General features: G+C 63.1%; 19 protein-coding genes. 8 read left to right on the top strand and 11 right to left on the bottom strand.

Features of this window, described 5'->3' with window-relative positions; translation table 11 throughout:
- Positions 1-164: 164 nt before the first annotated feature.
- The 5 genes from ACH488_RS11060 to ACH488_RS11080 form a co-directional block, all read right to left on the bottom strand.
- Positions 165-1,847, bottom strand: coding sequence for an ABC-F family ATP-binding cassette domain-containing protein (locus tag ACH488_RS11060; protein WP_397324198.1), 1,683 nt, complete (start codon positions 1,845-1,847; stop codon positions 165-167).
- A gap of 125 nt (positions 1,848-1,972) precedes the next feature.
- Positions 1,973-3,238 carry an FAD-dependent oxidoreductase gene (locus ACH488_RS11065; protein ID WP_397324199.1) on the bottom strand — a complete coding sequence of 422 codons (1,266 nt, stop codon included), beginning with the start codon at positions 3,236-3,238 and terminating at the stop codon, positions 1,973-1,975.
- A gap of 13 nt (positions 3,239-3,251) precedes the next feature.
- Positions 3,252-5,231 carry a penicillin-binding transpeptidase domain-containing protein gene (locus ACH488_RS11070; protein WP_397324200.1) on the bottom strand — a complete coding sequence of 660 codons (1,980 nt, stop codon included), beginning with the start codon at positions 5,229-5,231 and terminating at the stop codon, positions 3,252-3,254.
- Positions 5,232-5,289: 58 nt separating this feature from the next.
- Positions 5,290-5,946 (bottom strand): response regulator, encoded by a 657-nt coding sequence (locus tag ACH488_RS11075; protein WP_397324201.1) that lies wholly within the window; start codon positions 5,944-5,946, stop codon positions 5,290-5,292.
- A complete protein-coding gene (locus ACH488_RS11080) occupies positions 5,943-7,235 on the bottom strand; it encodes a sensor histidine kinase (RefSeq protein ID WP_397324203.1) in 1,293 nt (430 codons plus the stop codon). Before ACH488_RS11080 ends, ACH488_RS11075 begins: the two co-directional genes overlap by 4 nt.
- 195 nt (positions 7,236-7,430) lie before the next feature.
- Between ACH488_RS11080 and ACH488_RS11085 the strand changes: the two genes are divergently transcribed.
- The gene (locus ACH488_RS11085; RefSeq protein ID WP_397324204.1) at positions 7,431-8,510 is read left to right on the top strand and encodes an ABC transporter permease; all 1,080 of its coding nucleotides are present in this window, start codon (positions 7,431-7,433) and stop codon (positions 8,508-8,510) included.
- 23 nt (positions 8,511-8,533) lie between these two features.
- A complete protein-coding gene (locus tag ACH488_RS11090; RefSeq protein ID WP_397324205.1) occupies positions 8,534-9,232 on the top strand; it encodes an ABC transporter ATP-binding protein in 699 nt (232 codons plus the stop codon).
- A gap of 48 nt (positions 9,233-9,280) precedes the next feature.
- On the opposite strand, the gene ACH488_RS11095 is transcribed toward ACH488_RS11090, so the two are convergent.
- Positions 9,281-9,679: a winged helix-turn-helix transcriptional regulator gene (locus ACH488_RS11095; RefSeq protein ID WP_397324206.1), complete on the bottom strand. Its 399-nt coding sequence runs from the start codon at positions 9,677-9,679 to the stop codon at positions 9,281-9,283.
- Positions 9,680-9,762: 83 nt separating this feature from the next.
- On the opposite strand from ACH488_RS11095, the gene ACH488_RS11100 reads away from it, so the two are divergent.
- Positions 9,763-10,368, top strand: a complete 606-nt coding sequence (locus ACH488_RS11100) for an NAD(P)-dependent oxidoreductase (RefSeq protein WP_397324207.1) — start codon at positions 9,763-9,765, stop codon at positions 10,366-10,368.
- Between the two features lie 11 nt (positions 10,369-10,379).
- Here the strand turns inward: ACH488_RS11100 and ACH488_RS11105 are convergent, their stop codons facing one another.
- From ACH488_RS11105 to ACH488_RS11125, 5 genes are all read right to left on the bottom strand, one after another.
- The gene (locus tag ACH488_RS11105; RefSeq protein WP_397324208.1) at positions 10,380-11,822 is read right to left on the bottom strand and encodes a phytoene desaturase family protein; all 1,443 of its coding nucleotides are present in this window, start codon (positions 11,820-11,822) and stop codon (positions 10,380-10,382) included.
- Entirely contained in the window at positions 11,815-13,305 is a 1,491-nt protein-coding gene (locus tag ACH488_RS11110; RefSeq protein ID WP_397324209.1) for a glycosyltransferase family 87 protein, read from the bottom strand. Before ACH488_RS11110 ends, ACH488_RS11105 begins: the two co-directional genes overlap by 8 nt.
- Before the next feature lie 143 nt (positions 13,306-13,448).
- The gene (locus ACH488_RS11115; protein WP_397324210.1) at positions 13,449-13,589 is read right to left on the bottom strand and encodes a hypothetical protein; all 141 of its coding nucleotides are present in this window, start codon (positions 13,587-13,589) and stop codon (positions 13,449-13,451) included.
- 584 nt (positions 13,590-14,173) lie between these two features.
- Positions 14,174-14,755 (bottom strand): histidine phosphatase family protein, encoded by a 582-nt coding sequence (locus tag ACH488_RS11120; RefSeq protein ID WP_397324211.1) that lies wholly within the window; start codon positions 14,753-14,755, stop codon positions 14,174-14,176.
- Positions 14,756-16,222 carry a CCA tRNA nucleotidyltransferase gene (locus tag ACH488_RS11125; protein ID WP_397324212.1) on the bottom strand — a complete coding sequence of 489 codons (1,467 nt, stop codon included), beginning with the start codon at positions 16,220-16,222 and terminating at the stop codon, positions 14,756-14,758. It abuts the gene before it with no gap.
- Between the two features lie 196 nt (positions 16,223-16,418).
- Here ACH488_RS11125 and ACH488_RS11130 point away from each other — a divergent pair, with 196 nt between their 5' ends.
- The 5 genes from ACH488_RS11130 (at position 16,419) to trxA (ending at position 22,288) form a co-directional block, all read left to right on the top strand.
- Positions 16,419-16,922 (top strand): NUDIX hydrolase, encoded by a 504-nt coding sequence (locus ACH488_RS11130; protein WP_090822121.1) that lies wholly within the window; start codon positions 16,419-16,421, stop codon positions 16,920-16,922.
- Between the two features lie 26 nt (positions 16,923-16,948).
- Positions 16,949-18,964, top strand: coding sequence for a murein biosynthesis integral membrane protein MurJ (gene murJ, locus ACH488_RS11135; RefSeq protein WP_397324213.1), 2,016 nt, complete (start codon positions 16,949-16,951; stop codon positions 18,962-18,964).
- 139 nt (positions 18,965-19,103) lie between these two features.
- Positions 19,104-20,732 (top strand): ABC transporter substrate-binding protein, encoded by a 1,629-nt coding sequence (locus tag ACH488_RS11140; protein ID WP_397324214.1) that lies wholly within the window; start codon positions 19,104-19,106, stop codon positions 20,730-20,732.
- 239 nt (positions 20,733-20,971) lie between these two features.
- Positions 20,972-21,928, top strand: coding sequence for a thioredoxin-disulfide reductase (gene trxB / locus ACH488_RS11145; RefSeq protein ID WP_397324215.1), 957 nt, complete (start codon positions 20,972-20,974; stop codon positions 21,926-21,928).
- 33 nt (positions 21,929-21,961) lie between these two features.
- Positions 21,962-22,288, top strand: a complete 327-nt coding sequence (trxA, locus tag ACH488_RS11150; protein WP_387437532.1) for a thioredoxin — start codon at positions 21,962-21,964, stop codon at positions 22,286-22,288.
- Positions 22,289-25,621: the final 3,333 nt, after the last annotated feature.

Consider the following 25,621-nt stretch of genomic DNA (forward strand, 5'->3'; position numbering starts at 1 on the left):
CTCGGACCCTCTCTCACCTAACACCCCTTGAACGCGAACGCTCTCGCAGTGGGTGCGAGAGCGTTCCCGATTAAGGGCGATTGGGTGAGAGAGCGTTCCCGTTTAAGGGCGATTCGGTGAGAGAGGGTCCCCGTTTAAGGGCGATTCGGTGAGAGAGCGTCGGGTTAGCGGGCGCGCTCTACCCGCTTCTCGTCCCACACCGGCTCTTCGGATTCGTACACTTTGCCGTCAGAGCCGAACACCAGGAAGCGGTCGAAGGACTTGGCGAACCAACGGTCGTGCGTCACGGCAAGGACAGTGCCCTCAAAGGCATCAATCGCCCGTTCAAGAGCCTCGCCCGAATGCAGGTCCAGGTTGTCCGTAGGCTCGTCGAGGAGCAGCAGGGTGGCACCGGAAAGCTGCAGCAGCAGGATCTGGAAACGTGCCTGCTGGCCACCGGACAATGACTCGTACTTCTGCTCCGACTGGCCGGCCAATCCGTACGAATCCAGCGCACCCGCGGCCGCTTCGCGGGGCAGACCGGACCGGTGTTCGTCACCCCGGTGAAGGATCTCCAGCAGGGTCCGCCCCAGAAGGTCGGGCCGCACATGCGTTTGTGCAAAGAACCCGGGACGGATGCGGGCACCAAGCTTGACGGTGCCTTCGTGCGGAACTTCCGCAATCACGACGTCGGACACCGGCAAGTGCTCACGCTCGGGATCGGTTCCACCCGTAGCGAGCAAGCGCAGGAAGTGGCTCTTGCCCGAGCCGTTGGACCCCAGAACCCCCACCCGGTCCCCGAACCAGATCTCCGTGGAGAACGGCTTCATGAGTCCGGTCAGTTCCAGTTTCTCGGCAACGACGGCCCGCTTGGCGGTCCGTCCACCCTTGAGGCGCATGCGGACGTTCTGTTCGATGGGCAGGGCCTCGGGCGGTCCCGCTTCCAGGAACTTGGCAAGCCGCGTCTGGGCAGCCTGGTACCGGTTGGCCATGTCCGAGCGGAACGCAGCCTTGTTCTTGTACATGTTGACGAGTTCCTTGAGCTTCACGTGCTCCTCGTCCCAACGCTTGCGGAGTTCCTCGAAGCGGGCATTGCGGTCGGCGCGCGCCTCCACGTAGGAGCCAAAACCGCCGCCGTGGATCCATGCACCGGCACCGTTGATGCCCGGTTCCAGCGTCACGATCCGACCGGCCGCATTGTTCAGCAACTCGCGGTCGTGGCTGATGAACAGCACCGTCTTCTTGGATTCGTTGAGCTTGGATTCCAGCCAGCGCTTGCCGGGCACATCGAGGTAGTTGTCCGGTTCGTCCAACAGCAGGAGCTCGTCCGGCCCGGCAAAGAGTGCTTCCAGCACGAGCCGCTTCTGCTCACCGCCGGACAGGGTGGACGCGCGGCGGAACTGTGCCTTGTCAAAGGAAATCCCCAGTGCGGCCATGCAGACCTCATCCCACACGGTTTCCACGTCATACCCGCCGGCGTCACCCCAGTCCACGATTGCCTGGGCGTAGCGCATCTGCGTGGGCTCGTCGTCGTGCTCCATCATGGCCAGTTCGGCTTCCTCAACGGCTTTCGCCGCCTTGGCGAGGCCCGGCTGGGCGGTGGAGACCAACAGGTCCCGAACAGTGGATTCGTCGCGGACCTGGCCCACGAACTGGCGCATGATGCCCATGTTCCCCGAGCGTCCCACCACGCCCTCATCCGGCGTGAGATCGCCCGCGATGATCTTGAACAGCGTGGTTTTGCCGGTACCGTTCGGGCCGATCAGCGCCGTCTTGGTGCCGTCAGGAACCTTGAAAGTCACACCGTTGAGCAGCTGGGTGCCGTCGGAGAGGAAGTAGTCGATGCCGGAAACGTCAATATGGGCCACTGCCCAATCTTCCCACGGCAGGGCTTAATGCTCGACGGCGGCACCTGCCACTGCGGGCACGGAACCACTGGCGGCACTTGCCACCGCCGCCAGGGAACCATCGGCGGGCATGGACCATTAGCGGGTCAGGCGTCCGGCTTCCGCCGGGCAAACCCGGGTGCGTGCTCCGGACGAGGACCAAACGCGATCATCCGCGCGGGCAGCTTGCGGAAACCCGGGAAATGCCGGACAACGAACAGCAGCGGCTTGGGTGGCTTGGGCTCATGCCCTGCCATGACCCGGGCGAACACTCCCCGATGCAGCACCCGCTGGAACGTCTGGATGAGCACTGTTGGAAGCCAGCGTCGTTTTTGGACGGCAGCGAGGTGGCTTTCATCCAGCGTTGAGCTGAGCAGGGCGGGTGCCAGGATCCGGGCGGCGGCCACCGCGTCCTGGACGGCCAGGTTAATGCCTACCCCTCCGGCCGGCGACATGGCATGGGCTGCGTCTCCAATCAGCAACAAGCCTGGCCGATGCCATCGGCTGAGCCTGTTGAGCTTGACGTCCAGCAGGTGGACGTCATCCATGGAGCGGATGGTGTCCACGCGATCCGCGAGGTCCGGGCGTAGCCGTGAAATGCGGTCGCGGAATGCCTGCACACCCTCGCGCCTCAGATCCGCGTCCAACCCCTTCGCTGCCAAGTAGGCAATCTGGTGGTAGTCCTTGCGGGTGAGGCTGAGCAGCACGTCCCCGCGTCCAAACCGCGGAGAGATGGACGCCACGGGATCGTGCTCATTAACCGTCCGCGGAAGCCGGAACCACCACGTATCGAACGGTACGGAGAACTCCCGGGGCACCATTCCCGCACGCTTGCGGAGGATGGAACCCCGCCCGTCACAGGCCACCGTGAGTCCGGCCCGCAGTTCCCCGGTATCCATGGTTTCGCCGGATTGGGCATCCCGTGTACGGAACCTGACTCCTTCCACGGCGCCTGCGGCATCCCTCAGCAAGTCCGTGGCCTCGGTGTTCATAAGCAGCGTGAATGTCGGCTCTTGCCGGGCTGCTTCCACCAGGAAGTCCAACAGATCCCATTGCGGCACCATCGCCACATAGTTGTATGGCTCCTTGAGGAGGCCGAAATCTGCCAAGACCACGGAGTCGCCGTCTTCGGTGGGAAGCCTGAAGTTGTTCAGTTGGCTTTGGGGCAGCCGCCGGAACCCTTCACCCAGGCCCAGTTCGTCGAGAAGCCGCACAGTGGAAGCATGCACGGTGTCCCCGCGAAAATCACGCAGGAAATCGGCATGCTTCTCCAGTACCGTGACGTGGACTCCGGCACGCGCCAGCAATAATCCCAGGACGATCCCGGCCGGCCCTCCGCCGACCACCAGGCACTGGGTATTGCTGGTTTGCATGGTTACTCCCTCATCATCCGGCAGCCGTCAGGAAGGTCTTCAGCAAGGGGCCACTGGTGGTGGCGCCGAGTCCGCCGTCCTCGACGAACACGGCCACCGCGAGGTCGCCATGCACTGCCACAATCCACGCGTGGGTCTTGGGCGGATCGTCGTTTCCGAATTCGGCCGTTCCCGTCTTGGCGCCCACGGGTGCTCCCGGAACCTGGGCCAGAAACCCGGCGTGCCCGGAGGTCACCACGGCACGCATCATTTCCGCAAGGGACGCGGCTTCTTCCTTGGTGATCGGTTTGGTGGATGCAGGTGACGCCGGCGCCGTTGCTGCAGCGGACGACGGCGATGCGGTGCCGCCTTCCGTGGTGGCCGTACCGGCGTCGGGGTTCTGCTGCGTTTCCGCGGCCTCGGCGTTGAGCACCAGCTGGGGCGAAACGGGCGCTCCGTTGGCGACGGAGGCAGCCATGACAGCCGCAGACAGCGGGGAGAACAGGACCTTGCCCTGCCCGATCATGGACGCCGCGTGCTCGGTACCGGCGGCCTCGCCCGGGACGGAACCGAGGAAAGCATCGGCACCCAGTTTGGGGGCCTCAACGGCAACGCCCAGCGCCGTTGCAGCCGACTCGAGTTGATCCTGGCTGACGGTGTCGCGCGCGTTGATGAACGCCGTGTTGCAGGAATGGGCGAAGGCATCCGTCAGTGTGACGTTGCCCAGCGAACTTTCGGGATATCCCTCGGAGTTCTTGAAGGTCCTGCCATCCACGGTCACCGTGGAGGGGCAGTCAACTTTGGAATCCGGCGTGGCACCGTTCCGGAACATCGCCAGGGAATCAACAATCTTGAACGTGGAACCGGGAGCGTACTGGCCCAGGAGTGCCGTGTTGTAGCCGTTGCTGCCAGGTCCGGAAGCCGCAGCGAGCACCGCGCCCGTTGAAGGTTTGAGGGCGACGATGGCCGACGCTGGTCCAACGCCGGCCAGCGTCTCTTCGGCCAGTTGCTGCAGCTTAAGGTCCAGTGTGGTCTTCAGCGTGGTCCCCGCTTCCGCAGGAGTAGAGAAGAGGACCTTTGTTTCCGGAGTTGCGCCTTCCGACACAGCCTTCGCCGTGGCAACAACCTCAACCCCATCCTTGCCGCGAAGCAAGGAGTCGTACTTCTGTTGCAGCCCGCCCGTACCGGTGGTGTCTCCGGCGCGCAGGGCGCCGTTGGACTTTTCGATCTGCTCCGCGCTGGCCTGGCCAACACTGCCCAGGAGTGCGCGGGCGAAAGTGCGCGTTGGGGCAAGGGGCATGGAATCCAGGATGCTCACGCCACCGGGAATCGCTTTAATCTTGGCTTCAGTGATGTCCGCTGTGTAGGCGCGCAGGACGATGCCCTCCACGAAGGCCTGCGGTCCGGAACCTGCCACTTGCTTGGCATAATCCTCTGCATCCAAGCCGAGCAGTGCAGCCATGGCCCGCGCCGAGGCTGCCCACTTGTCTTCGGAGGTTTTGGTTTTGTCGATGCCTACCCGGAAGACAGGCCGATCCTCGACGATCGGAGCGTCTCCGGAGCCCAGAATCTGGCCACGCTGGGCAGTTACGGTCTTGGCCGAGAGCGTTTGGCCATCAGCAAGCTCCGGGGCAAGGAGGGACGGGGACCACTGGACTGCCCATTTGTCGCCGGACTTCTTGAGCGTCGCGTCCAGGCTGTATTCCCATTTGGCCGAGCCGATGTTCCAGCTGTAATTGAGGGGGAAGGTGGCCTTGTCGCCGTCGAGTTTGAGGTCCCCCGATTGGACGGAAGGCTTGGCGTCCAGGCCTCCCACCACGGCTTTCAGTTCATCGTTGGCCGCCGCTGCGTCCTTCCCGTCGAAGGCGAGTTGCCCGACGTCGAGCGCTTCCAAGGCGGAGGCAAGCTGCTTTGCGGCACTCTCCGCTCCAGAGCGGCCGTCATCGCAAGCGGCCAGCGAACCGGCCATCACCAGCGCAACGAGACCAAGGACCAGGTTCCGAAGTTTCCCCATTTGCGCCATTATGCCGGGTTCCCCTGACAGTTTCTTGTTGCGCCCACACCCCGGACGGTCACCGTCCGCGGATGATCCTTTGCTGCGTGGCCACGGCAATCGCGGCCGTCCTGTTGTCCACGCCGAGCTTGCCGTAGATGTGCACCAGGTGCGTCTTCACGGTGGCCTCTGAAATAAAAAGTTGCTTGGCGATTGCACGGTTACCCATCCCGGTTGCCAGCAATTCCAGGAGTTGGACCTCCCTGGCACTCAGCGCCGGCGACGGGTTGCGGATCCGTCCCATGAGCCGCGCCGCAACCTCCGGAGCCAGCGCGGTTTGCCCCGCAGCAGCCTGCGAAACTGCCTGCAGGATCTGCTCCGGCGGGGCATCCTTGAGCATGTAGCCACTCGCTCCTGCCTCAACGGCGGCAAGGATGTCGGCGTCCGTGTCGTACGTGGTGAGGATCAGTACCGGCGGCGGGGGAGTCCCGCCCTCCCCGGCCTTGATCTTCCTCGTGGCGGTGACCCCGTCCATGCCGGCGCCCATTTGCAGGTCCATGAGCACCAGGTCTACCGGCTCTTCCAAGGCAGCCAATCGTCGGAGCTCCGTCAGCGCCGCAGCACCATCCGAGGCCTCCGCAACAACGCTGACGCCCGGAAAATCGGCCAGCATGGCGCGTAGCCCTGCACGGACCACGGGATGGTCATCCACCAGGAGCACACGGATCCCGCTCATGCCATGCCCTCCGCGGGAAGCGGCAGGCTGATGGCCACCACCGTGCCCTCTCCTGGGGCGGACTCGATTTCCAGGCTCCCGTCCAGAGCGGCCAGCCGTTCGCGCAGCCCGGAAAGCCCGACGCCGGTTCCGTCGCCCCGCGCTGCGCCGGCAGCCAACGTGGGATCAAAACCGACGCCGTCGTCGAAAACGTCCATGGTCACCTCGGTTCCTGGAAAGGACAGCGTCACGACGGCGGCATGGGCGTGGGCGTGCGCCCACACGTTCGCGAGGGAAGCCTGGGCGGCCCGAAGCAGGGTGGTCTGGTAGGAACCGGGAAGTTCCACCGGGGCGCCCACCAACTCGAACCGGCATCGCAGATCCGTCCCCCTCGCAGCGGCCTCCGTCTCCGTCTTCGAGCAGAGCCTGGAGAGGGTATCCACCAGCCCCGACTGCGCTAAATCGGGAGAACGCAGGCCACGCACAAAGCTGCGCGCCTCGGCCAGGTTTGCCGAAGCCGTGTCCTGGACAGTCCTCAAACGGTCCATGGCGGTCGCGGAATCCCCGGCAGCCAGGGCTTTTTCCGCCGACCTTCCCATCAGGATGATGCTGGAGAACCCCTGGGCCAGCGTGTCGTGGATTTCGCGGGCCAAACGTTCACGTTCGGAAACCATGCCGGCCTCATGCTGGGTCCGCGCGAGTTCGGCACGGGTCCGTCGAAGCTCGTCGGCAACGAGCCGTTGGTTTTCGGCTTCCCGGAACAAGGCGCGGTAGGCCATGCCGGTAACCACGGCGAACCCGGCCCCGAACAGTGGCCCCAGAATCATCGCCAGCTGCAATCCGCCGTCGGGCGTTCCCCGTCCGTGGAACCACAGGGCACCCACCAACAGCGCCGTGCTCACCACGATGGCCGGAAGCGCCACCCGGCGCGGCAGGACGTGCAGTTGGAGGAAGAAGAGCGGGAAGGCCACCCAGGCGAAATCGCCGCTGACCAGCAGGAGCAGCAGCCACAGCAGCATCACGGCGGCCAGCCACCAGCGGGCGTAGGGGGTGGGATCGAACGGTGAGGCCCCGCTCGCGTGCCGCTTTTCCAACACCGTTCCGGCCAAGTAGACAAGTGCCAGGGCGCCGGAAAGTCCCAGGCCCGCTGCAATGGCCACAGCCGACGGCGCCGCGCTGGCCCCGGCCAACAACCGGACCACCGCCACGAGCAACAGCACCGCGAATCCCACATGGAGGCTCACCCGGAGGACGCGGAGGATGGCGCCTGTGGGCGTCTCCAGTCGGCCGTTCCCGGGGTGTGCATTCACGCTTCCCAGCGTATCTGCGCCCCGGAGCGAATGAGGTGGAAAACCGCGGAATCACGCCTGAATCAACCATTCGGTTGATGGACCCCTCAACCCTACGTCCGCGGGCAATCCACCCCACTTCCGATGTACCCGCGCACGTCGGACGGAAAAGTGGAACGTGCCGGGACAAAGCCCGCACCCAACCGAAGGAATCCGATGTTTCTTGCCATCCGCGACATTCGTTTCGCGAAGGGCCGCTTCGCTCTCATGGGCAGTGTGGTGGCCCTCATCACCCTGTTGCTCGTCATGCTCTCCGGGTTGACGGCCGGGCTTGGCGACCAGTCGACGTCGGCCATCAAGAACCTGCCGGTCCAGCAGATTGTTTTCGGCGCGCCCGCCGGCAGCGAGCCCAAGGCCTCCTACACGGAATCCGAAGTATCAACGCAACAGCTCCAGGCCTGGCGCGACCAACCGGGCGTCTCGTCAGTCCAAGCCCTCGGCATCAGCCAGACCCGCTTCCAGTCCCTGGCCGGCGATGGATCGGCCAGCGGCACGGCCAACGTGGCGGTCTTCGGAGGTTCACTGGCTCCGTCGGCCGTTGGGGAGGGCACAGTGGTGATCGGCCAGACCGTGGCAAAGGACCTGGCACTCCAACCCGGCAGCCGCGTCCGTATCGGCGGTACCGACCTGACCGTGGCGGGCGTGGTGGAGGATCAGTGGTACTCACACACGGGTGTCGTCTGGACCACCTTGCCGGACTGGCGAAGCATTGCGCACGCCGCACCGAACACGGCAACTGTCCTGGGAGTCACGTACGACGCCGGCACCTCTGTGAGTGCCGACGCCGCCAACGCGGCGGCCGGGACGGTCAGCTCTGACGTTGTGGGATCCTTCCAGGCTTTGGGGTCGTACAAAAGCGAGAACGGCTCGTTGATGCTCATGCAGGCCTTCCTTTATGGCATCTCCGCATTGGTGATTGTGGCGTTCCTGACCGTATGGACCGTGCAACGCACCCGCGACATCGCCGTACTCCGGGCCATGGGTGGGTCTACCGGCTACGTTCTCCGCGACGCCTTGGCCCAGGCAGCTTTGGTTCTGGTGGCCGGAACCGCCACAGGCGGCGCGGTGGGACTTGCAGGGGGATGGGCGGCCTCGAAAGCTGCGCCCTTCCTGGTCACACCCATGACCACGTTGCTTCCCGTCGCGGGCGTCCTGGTGCTTGGCCTTTTGGGTGCTGCCCTCGCCGTTCGACGCGTCACCAAGGTTGATCCCCTCATTGCCCTCGGCGGCAACTAACCCATTCCCGGAAAGGAATACACGTGTCTGTTCTCAGCCTTGTCAACGTCTCACTCGAATATCCGGACGGTTCGTCCACCCTGAAAGCCCTGGACTCCGTTGATCTCCGGGTGGGTCGCGGCGAGTTCCTGTCCCTGGTGGGTCCCTCGGGATCCGGAAAATCCTCGCTTCTGGCCGTAGCCGCAACACTGATCAAGCCCACCTCGGGCGTTGTTGTCATTGACGGCGAAGACGTCACCGCATTGACGGAGGCCGAACGCACCACGCTGCGCCGCGAAAAGGTGGGCATCATCTTCCAGCAGCCCAACCTCCTGCCGTCACTGACCGCCGTCGAGCAGTTGCTGCTCGGCGAGCACTTGCGGGGGAAGGCAGCAAGGGACGATCGTCGAAGGGCTGGGGAACTGCTGGACGTGGTGGGGCTGGGCGCGGCCGCGAACAAGCGTCCGCACCAGCTCTCCGGCGGCCAGCGCCAACGGGTCAATATCGCAAGGGCGCTCATGGGGGAGCCAACTGTCCTGCTGGTGGACGAGCCCACGGCGGCCCTCGATCACGAGCGGAGCGAGGCCATTGTTCGCCTCTTGCGCCGTGTGACGGACCAGTTCTCCACGGCAACCGTCATGGTCACGCACGACACCGAGTTCCTCCCCTTGACCGACTCAGTCGCGACCATGCGCGACGGCCGCATCAGCCGCGCCGCAATCCCAGCGCCCCTTCCCAACTAGGGGACAGCAAATGTCGCTACGGGGCTTGGGTAGAGCAGGAGCTGTCCCCTAGATGGGGGCGCCGAGCACGGCTTCGTCCTGGGCGTCGTCATACGCGTCCCGGGCCTCCAGGATGCTGGGCACGTGGCTCTCGGCCCATTCGCGCAGCATCCCCAGTGGTTGCAGCAGGGAACGTCCCATGGGGGTGAGCTCGTAGTCCACCCGGGGAGGTACCTGTGCATGGATGGTCCGGGTGATCAGTCCATCGCGCTCCAGTGCCCGCAGGGTCTGCGTCAGGACCTTCGGCGTGACCACGCTGACCATCTTGCGGAGTTCGGAGAACCGCACGGGACCATCACCCAGGACTTGGATCACCAGCGAAGCCCACTTGTCGCCGATGCGCTGGAAGATCACGCGGGAGGGGCAGTTGGGGTCGAGAATATTGCCGGGGAGGCTTTTAGTATCCATGAGGTAACTAGGTTCCTTTGAAGCTATCAGTATCCAATAGATACCGTTGTGTCATTGCAAGGATACCAACCCCAAGGAGAGCAATGAAAATCGCAGTCTACGGCGCAACGGGCATGGTCGGCAGCCAGATCGTCAAAGAATCCCTGACCCGCGGCCACAGCGTCACGGCCATCTCCCGCAAGGGAACCGAGGTAGCCGGTGCCACCGCGCAGGCAGCCGATCAGGCCGACAGCCAGGCGTTCGCTTCCATCGCAAAAGACCACGACGTCGTTGTGCTGGCAACGGGTCCCAGCCGCACCGGCGGCGACCATGCGGAATGGCTCGACGCCATGGCTACGGCTTACAGCAACGCTGAGGGAACCCGCCTCCTGATCGTCGGCGGCGCAGGCACCTTGGAAATCGACGGCGTCCGACTGCTCGACTCCCCGGACTTCCCGGAAGCCTACAAAGCCGAAGCCACCACGGCAGCCAAGGCCTTCGAAGCCGTGAAGCAGAGCCCCGAGTCCCTTGACTGGACCGTCTTCGCGCCCGCACCCCTCATCCAGTCGGGTGAGCGCACAGGCGAGTACAAGGTGGCAAAGGACACCCCGGCTGGCAACTCCATCTCCTCCCAGGACTACGCCGTAGCCATGCTGGACGAAATCGAGAGCCCTGCCCACCGCCGCTCCCGCTTCACCGCGGCCAACTAGCGCAGGCAGAACTAAGCCAGGCCCAGCCCGGGTACACGCTTCTGGAATATATCTTTCAAGGCATATTTCGCCGCGTTGTATCCGGGCATACCTGTCACTCCAGGCCCCGGCGAGGCGGAGGATGAACAGAGGTAAACGCCGAGAATCGGCGTCCGCCAAGGAACCGTTGAGAACACCGGCCGGCGAAGCAGGCCCCGCAGGTTCATCATTCCAGCGCTGAAGTCTCCACCCACGTAGTTGCGGTTGTAGGCTGCCAGCCCTGCCGCCGTCGTGGTTTTTGAAGCCACCACCACGTCGCGGAAGCCCGGCGCATACCGCTCCAGTCGGGCAGTGACGGCTTCTGCCATGTCCACGTCCGAACCAGCCGGAACGTGGCAGTAGGTCCACAGAATGTGCCGCCCGGCTGGTGCGCGGGTGGAGTCCACCAAGGATGGCTGTGACGCGAGGACGTACGGCTCCCTGGGATGCTTACCCATGGCTACAAGGTTCTCCGCCTCGGCCATTGCGGTCCTGGAACCTCCAACGTGCACGGTGCCGGACTTGGCCAAGGCAGGATCGCGCCATGGCACGGGTTCAGAAAGTATGTAGTCCACCTTGCATGCCGCATTCCCGAACCGGAATGCTTCCAAGGCCCTCCGGTACCCGTCCGGCACCTCGGATCCAGCCAGCCGGAGCAGTGCCGGAGCAGCCACATCAAGCAGTATCGCCTTGGCTGGCCTCACTTGGTCGAGTGATTCAACGGCTTGCCCTGTGTGGATGGTGCCGCCGTGCTCAACAAGGTCGTCCGCCATTGCCTTCGCGATGGACTGCGAACCTCCAATCGGTATGACCCAGCCGCCGGCGTGGGCCAGCAAGGAAAGCATCAGCCCGGCACCCGTAGCGGTCAGCGATGGAAGCGCGGATACCGCGTGTGCCATGACGCCCGTCAGCAGGGCGGGTGCCGCTTCCTCCGTGAAACGCCGATTCCAGAACGGTGTGCCTTGGTCCAGGGTGGCCAGTCCCAGTCGCAAGGCGGCGATCGGATCCCTGGGAGCCCGCAGCAACTGGTAGGAAGAGATGTCCACAATGCCCGCAGCGCTCTCCAGCAGGGGCTCCAGCAAACGCCGGTAAGCCGGCCCATCGTTGCCGAGCTCCAAGGCGGTACGTTCCAGCGACTGGTACGCCACGGCCGCACCGCCCACGTCCAAGGGAGTGCCGTGCTGCACCTCGGGTACACGCAGCTCGATGCGCTTGGACAACTCGAACGCCTTGAAGAACGGCGAGGCCACGGCCATCGGATGGACCGCCGAGCAGACATCGTGCCAGTAGCCCGGCTGGATGAGCTCGGATGTCCGGGTTCCGCCGCCGATCGTCGCACCGGCCTCGTAGAGGTGTACGTCCAGGCCGGCTCGCGCCATGACCACGGCTGCTGCCAGGCCATTCGGTCCTGACCCGACGACGGCTACGTCAGCCATCGCTGCCGACCTCTTGGCTCCGAGCTGCTTGAGGCCGCCATGGCAGGGCGGATGCGGAAGGACGGGCAAGGTCGATCCTCAGCCAATCCTTTGCGCCAGCAAAGGGGCCGCCATGCGGGTCATCCTCACCCGATACCCGCACAGGATCCTGCGAAGGATCCCAGATGTCCACCACCACGCGGGCCATCAGGTAAGCCGTGGCAACCATGTGCAAGACCACCGCCAGCACGTACGCAGACATGTCAATGTTGTGCTGGGGTGCGCCGCCGCTGGTCGCCTGTCCCAGGTACATCCAGATGGCCGCCCAGTGCAGCCCCTCGGCTGCCTGCCAAATGAGGAAGTCACGCCAGCGCGGGCGGGCCAGGGCCAGCAGTGGAATGAGCCAGATGACGAACTGGGGCGAGTACACCTTGTTGGTCAGGATGAACGCGGCAACTATCAGGAAAGCGAGCTGGGCCAGGCGAGGGCGCCTGGGAGCTGTCAGTGCGAGGACTCCGATCAGGGCGCACGCAATGACGAAGAGGTAAAGGGCCAGCGAGTTGATGGTTGCCGCGTTGAGCTGCGTCCAGTGGAGCCTGTCGGCAGCCAGATTGAAAGCGAACCACGGTGAGCTGTATCCAGCAGGCCTGTTCTGGGTGAACTCAAAGAAGTAGCGCCAGCCGGCCGGGTCAAGCGCAGCGAAGGGCAGGTTGACCGCCAGCCAGGACGCCACCGTGGCACCGGCCGTGATGAAGAAGGCACGGAGCCGGCCTGTCCGGAGCGCCAGAACCAGCACGGCTCCCAGGATCAAGAGGGGGTAAAGCTTGGTCGCTGTCCCCAGTCCGATGAAGATGCCGGCCCACACCAACTTTTCGCGCGAAAAGAAGTACATGCCCAGGGCCAGGAGTACCACTGCCCACATGTCCCAGTTGATGAAGCCGGCAAGGATGATCCCAGGCGCAAGGGCCACCATCGCTGCATCCCACGGACGGCGCCGGTTGATGCGGGCTGTCAGGAGGACCGTGACAATCCATGCTGCAACAATGAGCGTTGCGTTGACGTCGAAGTACCCGAGGATCCGTTCGTTGCCCACGCCTTTGCCCGGAACCAACAGCGCCGTCAGGCCCGCGATGATGCCCATGAGGACCGGATACTCAAAGAGGCTTCCTTGGGTGAAAAAGGGGAAGGCGCCGTCTCCAAGCCCCCGGTTCTTGAACAACTCGGGGAAGTCGGAATAGCAGGTGGCATAGAACTGTGAGGGGGTTTCCCAGCCGTTGGTCCGGCAGTAGTCCTTGGCCAGCACTGCCAACAATGCAGCAAGGACGGTCAGGATGATGAGGACCCGTTCCACAGTGAACGGTCCGGGGGAGATCTTGCCGGGCGAGGAATGGCGGCCGAGCGGACCACCTACCAGTTCGGTGAAGTTACGGAGCAAGGAGTCGCTGCGGCTGGGAACCACAAAGCGGGCCCGTTCTCGCTGCCGGTGCGGCTTCGTCTCCTGCATGAGTCGAGCTTACATTCCGGCAGGCGGTCCCCCGAGCCATGGTGGTTCGCTTTAAAAGGGGGAAGCCCACGCGTAGCCGCGCGGGCTTCCAAGGGTTCAGCGTGTCCATGCGGCACCGGTGACTCCTTTGAGTGGGGGAGGCATCAGCGGATGAGTCCCATCTGGTGCAGGACGACGTAAACGTCTTCACGGCGCTGGTCGAGCAGCTGGCCGTTGAACAGGGTGCGGTCCTTGGGAGCATCGGTGCTCTTGAAGAAGCGCAGTTCCTTGAGGTTCCTGGGCACGGTTCACCTCCTTTCCTGGGTGAGTGGCCGGAATTTGGGCACAATAAATAGACCCCATAAATGCAAGGGCCAAAAGACACAAATAGCCGGAATTAATGGACGAGTGAGCAGACCGGAACAGTGGAACACGAATTGTCCGCAAGAAGAATACGGGCAATTAACCCAACAAGAAGCTGGTTCCGAACTATGGGGAAACTGCGTACCCGCGACGTACTGCGGTCCGCTTGCACAACTGAGCACTCATACAGATCAGGGTCCACCCCTGGATCTGGAACACCCCGGGCGTCAAGGCCCGGCCGGTGAAACCCGAGTGGTCAGTGGCTCCAAAAATGGCGCGCGTCAGCAGCAGAGGCCGGGGCAGCAGTGAAAGTCATCTTCCGTCCGCTAGTCAAAGTAATCATTTTCCCAACCTCCTTCTCTGGCCGTAACAGCCCGCCAAGGCAATCAACCCGGCAGACTAACCGGGGAATGCACGCTTCGTTCCCGGCAAGACGCTCTGGGAACAAGATTTAAGGTACAGCACAATTAGCGTATTTGGCCAGCGAAAATCGCAAATTCGCCAAAATAATGTGAAAAGTCTTGTTTCAGAGTCCCCAGCGGATAATCGTGGGGGTTCGTTTGTCCCAGCCGAGGGTGCATACCTTTGCTGTGCCCAACAGGAAATGACGGCCTTGCGTGGCATCCATTTCAAGCCACCGGGCAGTGAGGATCCGGGAGAAATGCCCGTGTGCCACTACCAGGACGTTGTCCATTCCGGACTCCAGGACGCGGCCGATGATCTTGTCTGCCCGTGCCGCAACTTCGTCCAGGGTTTCGCCGTTGGGCACACCGTCGGTCCAGATGAGGTAGTCCGGGTTGTCCTTGCGGATGAGGTCCGAGCTGATGCCCTCGTAGTCCCCGTAATTCCATTCCACGGCGAGCGGCTCATGCACGGCGTCCGGGAAGCCTGCCAGTTCGGCAGTGCGGCGGGCGCGGCGCAGCGGGGAAGTCAGCACGAGGTCGAAGTCGATGCCTTCCAGCACCTTCCGCGCCTCAACGGCTTGCTGTTCACCCTCCACGGTCAGCGGAAGGTCGGTAAGTCCCGTGTACTGGCCGCTCTTGGACCACTCCGTCTCGCCGTGGCGAAGGATCCAGAGTTGCGGGCGCGGGGAGGTCGCGGCGTTCAATTAAGGCTCCTCTGTTTCGGTTTCAGGATCGACGACGGCGGACTCGGGTTGGTCTTCCCACCACGCCAGGAGTTTGGACTCGGCTTCCTCAGGGGAGAGCGGTCCGTGTTCCATACGCTCTTCCAGGAGGAACTTGTAAGCGCGTCCGACGACGGGTCCCGGCTTAAGTCCCAGCAGCGCCATGATCTGCGCGCCATCCAGGTCCGGCCGAACGGCTGCCAGCGATTCCTGTTCCAGCAAGGTGGCAATGCGTTGTTCAAGGTCATCGTAGGCGAAGGACAGGCGGTCGGCCTTGCGCTGGTTGCGTGTGGTGACGTCCGAGCGGGTGAGCCGGTGCAGCCGTTCCAGGAGGGGCCCGGCATCGGTCACGTAGCGGCGAACCGCGGAATCCGTCCAGCCGGCATCGCCGTAACCGTAGAAACGCATGTGCAGCTCAACCAGGCGTGCCACAGCCTTGATGGTGTCGTTGTCGAAGCGCAGGGCTTTCATGCGTTTCGCCGTCAGCTTCGCACCCACCACGTCGTGGTGCCGGAAGCTGACCGCGCCGCCCGGTTCGAACCGGCGCGTAGCCGGCTTGCCGACGTCGTGCATCAAGGCTGCAAACCGCAGCACAAAGTCGGGACCCGGGACCGCACCGTCCAGACCCGTTTCCAGGTCCGCGGCCTGTTCCAGGACCTGCAGCGAGTGCTGGTACACGTCCTTGTGCCGGTGGTGCTCATCGGATTCGAGGCGGAGCGCGGAAACTTCAGGGAGGACGTACTCGGCCAACCCCGTGTCCACCAGCAGGTCGATCCCAACGCGGGGGTGCGCTCCGTTGATGAGTTTGATGAGTTCGTCGCGGACACGCTCCGCGGAGATGATCTTGATGCGATCGGCCATTTGGGACATGGCCAGCCGGACGTCGTCATGGACGGAGACACCAAGCTGCGAGGCGAAACGGGCTGCCCGCATCATGCGCAGCGGATCGTCGGAGAAAGAGGCCTCGGGTGCTCCCGGCGTGGCGAGTTCGGACGCGTGCAGATCGCGGACGCCACCGAAGGGATCAACCAGTTCCAGGCTGGGCAGCTTGAGTGCCATGGCGTTGATGGTGAAATCGCGGCGCAGGAGGTCGTCCGTGAGGGAGTTTCCGAACGCCACTACCGGTTTGCGCGAGTCGGCATCGTAGGCTTCGGCGCGGTACGTGGTGATTTCAATCTGGAAGCCGTCTTTGCGCATCCCTATGGTGCCGAAGGCGCGACCGATCTCCCAGAAGTTGTCCGCCCATTTCTTGATAACGGAGATGGTCTGGTCCGGTGTGGCGTCGGTGGTGAAATCGAGGTCCGGGGAGGTCCGGCCAAGGAAAAGATCGCGTACGGGACCGCCAACCAGCGACAGCTCGAATCCGGCATCGACAAAGCGCTGCCCGAGGTCGAGCACCACCGGGTCGATGGTGAAGTTAACAGAAGAGCTGTCCAATACGTGCGCCATAGTCCCTTAAGCTTGGCAGATTTTTGGGCAGCGTTGGGCCACGGAAGGCAGCAAATACGCAGCGTTGCGGAACGGCTGTCTTTTGCAGTCCACCTTGCGGCCATGTCCCGGTCATCACTCGAGGGCAAGAGTCGTTAGAGTGGACTTCATGGCCAATCCCGTACCGAGCGCTCCCGGCAGGAGGACAAACGCACCGTTGCCGTCGGCAATCGGTGCGCACGTCGCGCCTGCCCCGCAGCACCCGGTCCAGGCCTCGCTTCCCACTGTCGAGGAAGTTTCGGCGGGGGGCGTCGTGGTGGACACGTCCGACGGCGAACTCCGGGTTGCGATCATCGCCCGCCTTAACAGGGGTGGCCGGCTTGAGTGGTGCCTGCCCAAGGGACACCCGGAAGGCCGCGAAAACAACGAGGAAGCTGCCGTTCGCGAGATCGCGGAAGAAACTGGCATCGAGGGAAGCATCCTGGCCCCGTTGGGCAGCATCGATTATTGGTTCACCGTCAGCGGCCACCGGGTGCACAAGACGGTCCACCATTTCCTGCTGCAGGCCACCGGCGGCGAACTGACCATCGAGAACGATCCGGACCAGGAAGCCGTGGACGCTGCGTGGGTTCCCATCCAGGAATTGGCCCGGAAGCTCTCCTTCCCGAATGAACGCCGCATCGCCGATTTGGCACGGGAAGTGCTGCCGGAACACCTCTGAGCCGGGTACATGGGACGATAAAGGCGATGTCTGAAGCCAAAACAACCCAGTCCGTTCAATCCGGAGAAGCACGTTCCAGCGCCATCATGGCCGCGGGAACGTTGGTTTCCCGGTTCCTTGGCTTCGCTAAAACGTGGATGCTCGGTGCCGCCCTGGGCCTGGGTTCCACGGTCACTGACACCTTTATTAACGCGAATAACCTGCCCAACCTGATCTTCCTCCTGGTTGCCGGCGGCGTGTTTAACGCCGTCCTGGTGCCCCAGATCATTAAGGCTAGCAAGGCAGAGGACCGCGGGGCGGATTACCTCAGCCGGCTCCTGACCCTCGCAGTCCTGGTGCTCCTGGCCCTGACCGCGATCGTAACGTTGGCTGCGCCGCTCGTCATCGACCTCACAACGCAGGACTACTCTGAACAACAGAAGGCCCTCGCGGTCACTTTCGCGTTCTGGTGCCTCCCACAGATCTTCTTCTACGGTCTATATGCCCTTCTAACCCAGGTCCTCAACGCCCACGGCGCGTTCGGGCCTGCCATGTGGGCTCCCATCCTGAACAACCTCGTGGCCATTGCGGGCCTGGGGATGTTCATCTGGATCCTTGGCGCCAACATCACCAATCCGCACACGCTGGATAACTGGGGACCGGTACAGACCTTCTTCGTGGCCGGGTTCTCCACCATCGGCGTCGTGGCCCAGACGGCAATCCTGCTCATACCCGTCCTGAGGCTGAAGCTCGGCCTCCGTCCGCGCTTCGGTTGGCGGGGCGTTGGACTGGGCCAGGCAGCGAAGCTGAGCGTATGGACGCTGGCGACTGCCGCCGTCGGGCAGTTGGCGTTCCTTTATGTCATGAGGATCGCTACGATTCCGGGCGCCGAGCGGCTTCGGCTGAGCAACGCGGGGGAGACCACCGCGGCCTTGACGCTTCCCGGCAACGCGGTCCTCGAGGTCGCGAGCCAGTTGTATCTCCTGCCCCACTCGATCATTGCCCTGTCCTTGGCCACCGTCCTCTTTAACCGCATGACCCGCGCGTCGCAGGACGGCAACAAGGCAGAACTTCGCGATGCCCTGTCGCACGGCCTCCGGACCATGGCCGTCGCCACCGTGTTCGGTGCCTTGGCACTGTTCGCCCTCGCCGGCCCCTTGGGCATGTTCTTCTCCGGCGGCCAGCCACAGGATGGCGTCATGCTGGCGCAGACTTTGACCATCCTTGCCCTCAGCACCCCGTTCATGAGCGCCAACTTCATGATGTCCCGCGTCTTCTATGCCAACGAGGACGCCCGCACGCCCCTCTACGTTCAGCTGCTGCTGGCCGTTGTTTATGTGGTGGGCGCGTTCATCATCCAGTTCCTGCCCGTGGGACAGATCATTTATGCGATCGCAGTCCTGTACACCTTGGGCAACATCCTTTCCGTGGTGATCAGCGTGGTGTTCCTTCGCCGCTTGCTGGGCCACCTCGACGGTCCACGCATCGCCAACTCTTATATCCGCATGGGCTACGCGGGCCTTGGCTCGGCCATTGCCGGGGCCCTGGCCCTGTGGTTGCTCGGCAGCTATCGCGCCGACGGATTCGCCTGGAGCAGCCGGCCCGCCGCCCTGGTGACCGTGATCGTCGTCGGGCCTGTCATGTTGGTCGCCTACCTGCTGTTGCTGCGGGTTTTCCGCGTCACCGAACTGCGCGACCTGCTGCGACCGTTGCTGGGCCGCCTGGGCCGGGGCGTACCGGTCCCCGCCGGCGCGGGCGCCGCTGCAGAACCCACGACGGCGGCACGCGCCACGGTTTCGGACGACACCGGCCTGATTCCGCGCATCTCGGGCGAATTCGACGCCGCCTCCTTCAGGGCCGGCCCGGCACTCGAGCCGGAACCCGCCGTCGAACGCCACCCTGATGTGGTTGGCGCCGCCGAGTACATTCCAGACGAAGATGTGCCCAGCACGGCCATGGGCGGGAAGTTCCGTCCCCAGGTGCCACTGCCCGGACGCCGGACCTACCAGGGCGAGGCCGGACGGAATCCCTACTTCCCTGTGGAGGACAACAGGAAGAGGTAAAGCGGCGGCGCCAACGTGGGCGCAGGGCCGCTATCGGCTAGGCTAGAAACGAATATAGGTAGTTGCAAAAGCGGTTTTCCCGGCTCAGCGGGTGCCCGCCTGCAGGACCCGCAGCTCCCGGACAGCCTAGGAGGAACACGTGTCCCACCCGATCGACGTCGGATCAGTACTTGGCGGCCGCTACAAGGTCACGGCCACCGTATTGACCTCGCATGACCAAGATCTGGTGCTCGACGGCGTGGACCAAGTCCTCAACCGTCCCGTGAGCATCCTCGTTGCCGGGCCCGGTAATGCCGAGCAGGTAGCCCAGAGCGCCCGCGAAGTCGCCACGGGGGAGCGCCCGGGCCACGTCCAGATCCTGGATCTCGGAGTCAGCGACAATACCACGTACCTGATTACCAATCACAGCACCGCGCCGGACCTGCTGGACCTGGTGGTCGCCACCAACCCGCCGTATGTGGAGCCGTTCTTCACGGAGGCCCTCGGCACCGAGATCTTCGGCCAGTCACGTACCTACGAGCCCGAAACGTACGACGGCCTGTACGAGGACGACGAGCACGAGGCCGAGTACATCCAGTACGACAACGACGGCTACCCCATCCATAACGAGACTGCAGCCGAGGCCCCTGCTACGCCCGCGGGCAACGTGCCCCCCAAGCCCGAAGCGACACCCGCCGCGGGCAAGGGGTTCGGCGCCAAGATCGCTGCCGCAGCTGCAGGCGCCGGTGCGGCTGGTGCCGCTGCCGCAGCAGCACTGAAAAACGCCGGTTCCAAGACGAACGACGCCGGTGCTGCCGCTGGCTCCTCAGGGTCGGACCTTCCGAGCGCACCGGCACAACCGCCCACCCAGGCGGTATCCGCCCCGCCGGCCGCTCCGGCTTCTTCGCCACAGCCGCCCACGCAGGCGGTATCCGCCCAACCGGCGGCTCCGACTCCTTCGCCACAGCCATCCACGGAACCCAAGGTTTCGCTTTGGTCCCAGGAGGACTACGGCTTTAGCGGAGAAGCAGCTTCCGGTGGTTCCGGTTCTGGTTACGACCGTGCGGCCAGCAGCTTCCCGGCATCGGCGGCCGCAGTCGATGACTATGACGACGACGAGGTTTACGAGGACGAGGCGCCCCAGCGCGAACCTCGTTCCCTGCGCTGGTTGGTTGGCGGATTGCTCGCCGCGGTACTGGTTGTGGGCTTGGTCCTCGCTGTCACCAACCTCGGCAGCCTGTTGCCCAGTTCCAAGCCGGCAGCTACCCAGAACACCACTGCACCGCAGGCGTCCGGCTCGGAATCCGCCGAACCCACCCCGTCCGAAACTGCGCCCCCGGCTGCTCCGCCGGCCATCCAGGAAATCACCCGGTTGGGTAACTTCGAATTCGCCGCGTCGTTCGACAAGGACCTTGTAAAGGCATTCGACGGCAACGCAGCCAGCTATTGGTCGGACATGGAGTTCGCAACTCCCGACTGGGGCGGACTCTCGGGTGAGATGCCTCTGGTGGTCAAGCTCAAGGAACCTGCAGAGGTTAAGTCCGTGGTCTTGAACCAGCTTGGTGGTTCCGGCGGCAGCATCAGCGTCTACACGAACGATCGTCCTGCCATGGACGGAGCCAAGCTGGTGGGCACCAACAGCTTCACCTCGCCGGAGCTGACCATGCCGCTGGCCGCTCCTGCGCAGACCCAGTACGTCATTGTGGTGATCAAGTCCCTGCCCAAGCTGGCAGCGCCGAAGACCCGGTTCGGTTACGGACTCCGCCTGGCCGAGGTCACCATCCAGTAGTCCACCCAACTAAGTAGCAGTAGGGGCCGTTTTGACTCGTCAGAACGGCCCTTACTGCTACTTACCTTGGCGTCACCGCTTCGATTCGGCACGCCTGCACCCGGTACCCTGAATAGTGGTGGATTTCAGGGTGCTTCCCTGTCCCCAAACTCCAACGGAATATTTGGAGCCGTACGGGGGTTGAGTCAGGTGGCTGCCCCGAAAGCCGCAGCATCGATCAAGGAAGAGGTTCACGCCACGTGAGCATTGCAGAAAACAGCGCATCGCAGGTGCGTGACGTCATCATCGTCGGCTCCGGCCCGGCCGGCTACACTGCCGCCGTTTACACCGCTCGCGCCAACATGAAGCCGCTGCTCATTGCTGGTTCCGTCACCGCTGGTGGCGAACTCATGAACACCACGGACGTAGAAAACTACCCCGGGTTCCCCGAAGGCATCATGGGACCTGACCTCATGGAGAACTTCGAGAAGCAGGCTGCCCGTTTCGGCACCGAAATCCTCTTCGAGGATGTCACCGAACTGGAGCTCGACGGCGACATCAAGACGGTCACCATCGGCACGGGGGAGAAGTTCCAGGCCAAGGCCATTATCCTTTCCACCGGTTCCGCCTACCGCGAGCTTGGGTTGGAGAACGAGAAGCGCCTCTCAGGCCACGGCGTCAGCTGGTGTGCAACCTGTGATGGTTTCTTCTTCAAGGACCAGGACATTGCCGTGATCGGCGGTGGCGACTCTGCCATGGAAGAGGCGCTGTTCCTCACCAAGTTCGCCAAGTCCGTTACCGTGGTGCACCGCCGCGACACCCTGAAGGCTTCCAAGATCATGGGTGACCGTGCCCAGGCCCACGAGAAGATCAACTTTGTCTGGAACACGGCCGTTGAGGACGTTTTGGGTGGCGACAAGGTCACGGGCTTGAAGCTCAAGAACCTCGTGGACGGCACTGCGTCCGAAATCGACGTGACCGGCGTCTTCGTGGCCATTGGCAACGATCCCCGGACCGATCTGGTCAAGGGCAAGGTGGACCTCACCGTCGAAGGAACCATCGCCGTCGAGGGCCGCAGCTCGCGTACCAACATCAAGGGCGTGTTCGCCGCTGGCGACGTCATCGACCCCACGTACCGCCAGGCCATCACGGCCTCGGGCTCCGGTTGTGTGGCGGCCCTTGACGTAGAGCACTACCTGGCAGACCTGCACTCCTAAGCTGCATCCAGCAACCATACGAAGGGAAAAGTTATGAGCAACGCCAAAGACGTAACTGACGCAAGCTTCAGCACGGATGTCCTGGCTTCCGAGAAGCCGGTCATCGTGGACTTCTGGGCAGAGTGGTGCGGTCCTTGCCGCAAGCTCGGTCCCATCCTCGACGAAATCTCGGTCGAGTACAGCGAAAAGGTGGACGTCGTTAAGCTGAACGTCGATGACAACCCCGCCATCGCAGCCCAGTACGGCATCACTTCCATCCCGGCTGTGTACCTCTTCAGCGGGGGAGAAGTGAAGAGCACCGTCATCGGCGCCAAGCCCAAGCAGTTCTTTGAAAAGGAATTCTCGGACGTCCTGTCCTAGTTCCTGATCCATCGACGGAAGCCGGCGGCTCCTGCCCCCTGGGGACAATGTCCCTTTGGGACAAGGAACCGCCGGCTTTTTTTTGGAAATAGATCTCCAACGGTTTCGTTTTGGAGGAATCTTGACCAGAGGACCCTGCATTGCGCCAGTTGGGGAGACTCGGCCTGGCTTACCCGGAGTAGGCTCCCAGAGGCTGGAGTAGCCTCCCAGAGGCGGCTCTGAGGTACACTCCCTGCGGCGGCACGTAGGATAACGCCCCGCGGCGTGGGGTGACCTCCTGAATCATCTGCCCTTTGGAAACAGGCCTCAGGAGAGAAGCGGGCCGCGGACTGAACCCAACTCTTCGAGAGCTGGGCCGTCTGGGATGGAGGCTAGCTGAACCAACCCCCTGACGTGCTGGACGTTTCACGTGAAACACCCACAACGGCGAACTCCTGCTGTGTGAGGGTGGGCCATAGTTTCAGCCGACCATCACAGCAAGGCGTGAAGCCTTGTCGCGCATAGGCCCGGACATCCTGGCGCGACCGTGAACTTTCCGCTGTGACCACGCTCGAATAGCATGGGCTCCAGAACAAGGGGGAGCGTGCGTTCGCCACCTTTCTGCTGTGCTTGAACCACCCAATTGCAGTCGCGATGTAAGGACGCTGAACCGATCCAGCTTACGCTCCACCTACTCAGTTCACTTACTCCGCTTTGGCGTCTGGTCTGCTCCCAGCCACTAGATCTTCCGCTCCTTACTGCAACTTATTCACGTACTTGCTCAGGGCACCGCTGACTCCGAGCTACTGGGAGATCAACGTTTCACGTGAAACAAGGATCATCCACACTGCCGAGTACCTCCCGAATGGCAAGCCCCGGGGGAGCACTCGCGCCACCCGAACCCATCGATCCGTGACAGAAAGGAGCCCGGTCGACCCGCCAGCTATAGCCAGACCACCGCTGCCTACCACCCAATCTCGTGGCCCTAGGAGCGCAGCTGGGGGAGAGCCGATTCCGCTGCACTATGGACACCTCGGACCACAAAGCGATCCTCCCGCCGTTACAGCGCACGTGGCGCCGGAGTACTAATGGCCTACCTCGCGGCCCTGAACGCGCGTCCGGCCATCAACAACCCACCTCGTGGCCCTGGCGTCGTATCCGGCGATCAACAACCCACCTCGCGGCCCTGGACGCGCGTCCGGCCGCCAAGGGCCGCCCTCGCGGCCTGGGGCGCACTGTCCCACTTAAAGGGAAAGTTCGCGGCTCCGCAGGCTCTTCACGCTACTCGCTGGCGAACTGCAAATCGAACACCCGGCACATTCTGGCAGGCGACATCGCAACCCCGAAATGTCTGGAAAGCCCGTCAAATGACACCATGGAGCCTAGACGACATCACGCGCAAACACACACGGCTTCTAGCCTAGGCTACGGCAACACTCAGAACTGATCAGTCCAATTAGCCGCCGATATAACCCGTAATGCCACGGTGAATAGGCAACGTTGCAACAGGAAGACGCACATAGGTACGTAGACCAAGTCCTTGGCTCTCTAGCCAAGCTAGAGCGGACCCCGCCTAGACGGGGCCGGAAGGGGCGTTCCGCGGCCGTCGACACACACCATCAGTCGTACTCGTTGGCCCTTCGCGTTATCCAATGCCAGGCAAACTACGTCTGCTGATCAGGGGTTTCCATGCGGAATCCAGTCGATTGATGATGATTGCAGGTCAATTGGCAGGCCCAATCTACGCCCGACCGTATCCACGGGAGCCTATACATCTGCGACCCCAACCACCGCTACGCCCACTGCTACCCTGCGGCACGCGCACGCTCCTACCGTGCCTAATAATCACGCTGCAGTCCGTTAACCGCTCCGCTCCCGTATTCTCCATGCCCGTGCAGCTCATGGCTGGTCCTTGCTGCGAACTGGCCCAGAGTGGGGTGCTCCGCTTCGACACCGCAGAGTGCAGCCTTTCCGCCTGAATAGCCCGGCAGCTCTTCGGGGGAGTTCGCAGTCAAGGTAGGGCTCGTTTCACGTGAAACATAAACTGCACGCGCTTCTTTGGCCGTGGGCTTGTTGTCGGCTTCCCATCTGCACGGCTCTGTCTCAATCGAGGATTTCGAATGTCGGGCATCCTGACGAGCAAACCAAGCATCGGCAGGCAACGGATCGCGCACCCGCTGGACGATGGAGGGATTAATGTTTCACGTGAAACAGCAACGATGATCATGAGCACTTGGGTGCTGTCACTCCCGGCTCGGAGGTAGAAGGCGGCCGATAGTCCACTGGAGGCCGGCACTCGACAGTCAGACTCAGCCACCTACGTCTTGCGTTGGAATCGGGGGGGTCGCCGCGGCCGTCGCGCCAATGCACTGGAAGCGCCTCGTCGGGCAATCGGGCTTCCTCCATGCGACCGCTCATTCGGCAAGAGACATCCGATGAAACGACCCTCCGTGACAGCCACGGACGCTGTTCGTTAGCTACAGCCCGAAAGCCATCCCATAGGCCCTTCGCGATTCCATCCAGCACCCCAGTTACAGCCTGGGATTAGCCTTGGGTGGCTGGATGCGCGACCAGGCTAGAGGTCAAGGCCCTGGCCGCAACTGGTCCATGTCCGATAGATATCCGGGATTGACTATGAGTGGCCGCCCGCCAATTGGTCAGATAGGGCGGAGCGACGACGAGCGAAAACAATACACAGCGCAAGACTTATTCACAAAGTTATCCACAGGCTTTTCCACTGCCCTCCACACCCACGTCGGACGATCTTCCGACAGAGGAGCGTGAGCTCGAAAGCTTAGTAGTCCCGCTAAGTTGTCCATACGCCTGACATGCTCCGGTCCCACGGCGGTGTACTCACCGGAATTGGCATCAAATCAACGAATTTGCGGGAGATATGACAATAATCTCACTGCACCGCGTAGATCTGCTGGCGCCCATGCCTGGTTTCTTTCGTTCGAATCCCTGGCGTGCACAGGAGGTGCTTAAGTGCGGTCACTCAGGAGTGGCCGACACACTCAGTACGACCAGCGTTATCCCCAAAGTTATCCACAGGGATATCCACCGGACTTTCTACTGTCCACATCTGGGGTCACATGCGGGAACTCGTCGTCGGAGACTTGCTCGTGCCGGCCGTCGAGTCCTTGTTTCACGTGAAACACGAGATGCAGAATCTGCGTCTGCTAGTCCGCACAAAGGTGCCCTCCGGATCGCAGGCCTTGAACTGGGCAATCTCGCAGCAGGTCAAGCGACTCGAAGAGCGTGGTAGTTCAATTGGCTGTCTCGAGCGGATGAGCTTTGATACGTACAACATCAGATCTCTTGTGACCCATCTCCCAGCGTAGCTGCGGGGATGCA

The organism is Paenarthrobacter sp. NPDC018779 (assembly GCF_044391085.1).
Taxonomy (GTDB): domain Bacteria; phylum Actinomycetota; class Actinomycetes; order Actinomycetales; family Micrococcaceae; genus Arthrobacter.

Excerpts from the sequence above, each read along its gene's own strand:
- ACH488_RS11125 (WP_397324212.1), bottom strand. The coding sequence starts at position 16,222 with ATGGCGCACGTATTGGACAGCTCTTCTGTTAACTTCACCATCGACCCG.
- ACH488_RS11100 (WP_397324207.1), top strand. The coding sequence starts at position 9,763 with ATGAAAATCGCAGTCTACGGCGCAACGGGCATGGTCGGCAGCCAGATC.
- ACH488_RS11075 (WP_397324201.1), bottom strand. The coding sequence starts at position 5,946 with ATGAGCGGGATCCGTGTGCTCCTGGTGGATGACCATCCCGTGGTCCGT.
- ACH488_RS11110 (WP_397324209.1), bottom strand. The coding sequence starts at position 13,305 with ATGCAGGAGACGAAGCCGCACCGGCAGCGAGAACGGGCCCGCTTTGTG.
- trxA (WP_387437532.1), top strand. The coding sequence starts at position 21,962 with ATGAGCAACGCCAAAGACGTAACTGACGCAAGCTTCAGCACGGATGTC.
- ACH488_RS11095 (WP_397324206.1), bottom strand. The coding sequence starts at position 9,679 with ATGGATACTAAAAGCCTCCCCGGCAATATTCTCGACCCCAACTGCCCC.
- ACH488_RS11105 (WP_397324208.1), bottom strand. The coding sequence starts at position 11,822 with ATGGCTGACGTAGCCGTCGTCGGGTCAGGACCGAATGGCCTGGCAGCA.
- ACH488_RS11065 (WP_397324199.1), bottom strand. The coding sequence starts at position 3,238 with ATGCAAACCAGCAATACCCAGTGCCTGGTGGTCGGCGGAGGGCCGGCC.
- ACH488_RS11085 (WP_397324204.1), top strand. The coding sequence starts at position 7,431 with ATGTTTCTTGCCATCCGCGACATTCGTTTCGCGAAGGGCCGCTTCGCT.
- murJ (WP_397324213.1), top strand. The coding sequence starts at position 16,949 with ATGTCTGAAGCCAAAACAACCCAGTCCGTTCAATCCGGAGAAGCACGT.
- ACH488_RS11070 (WP_397324200.1), bottom strand. The coding sequence starts at position 5,231 with ATGGGGAAACTTCGGAACCTGGTCCTTGGTCTCGTTGCGCTGGTGATG.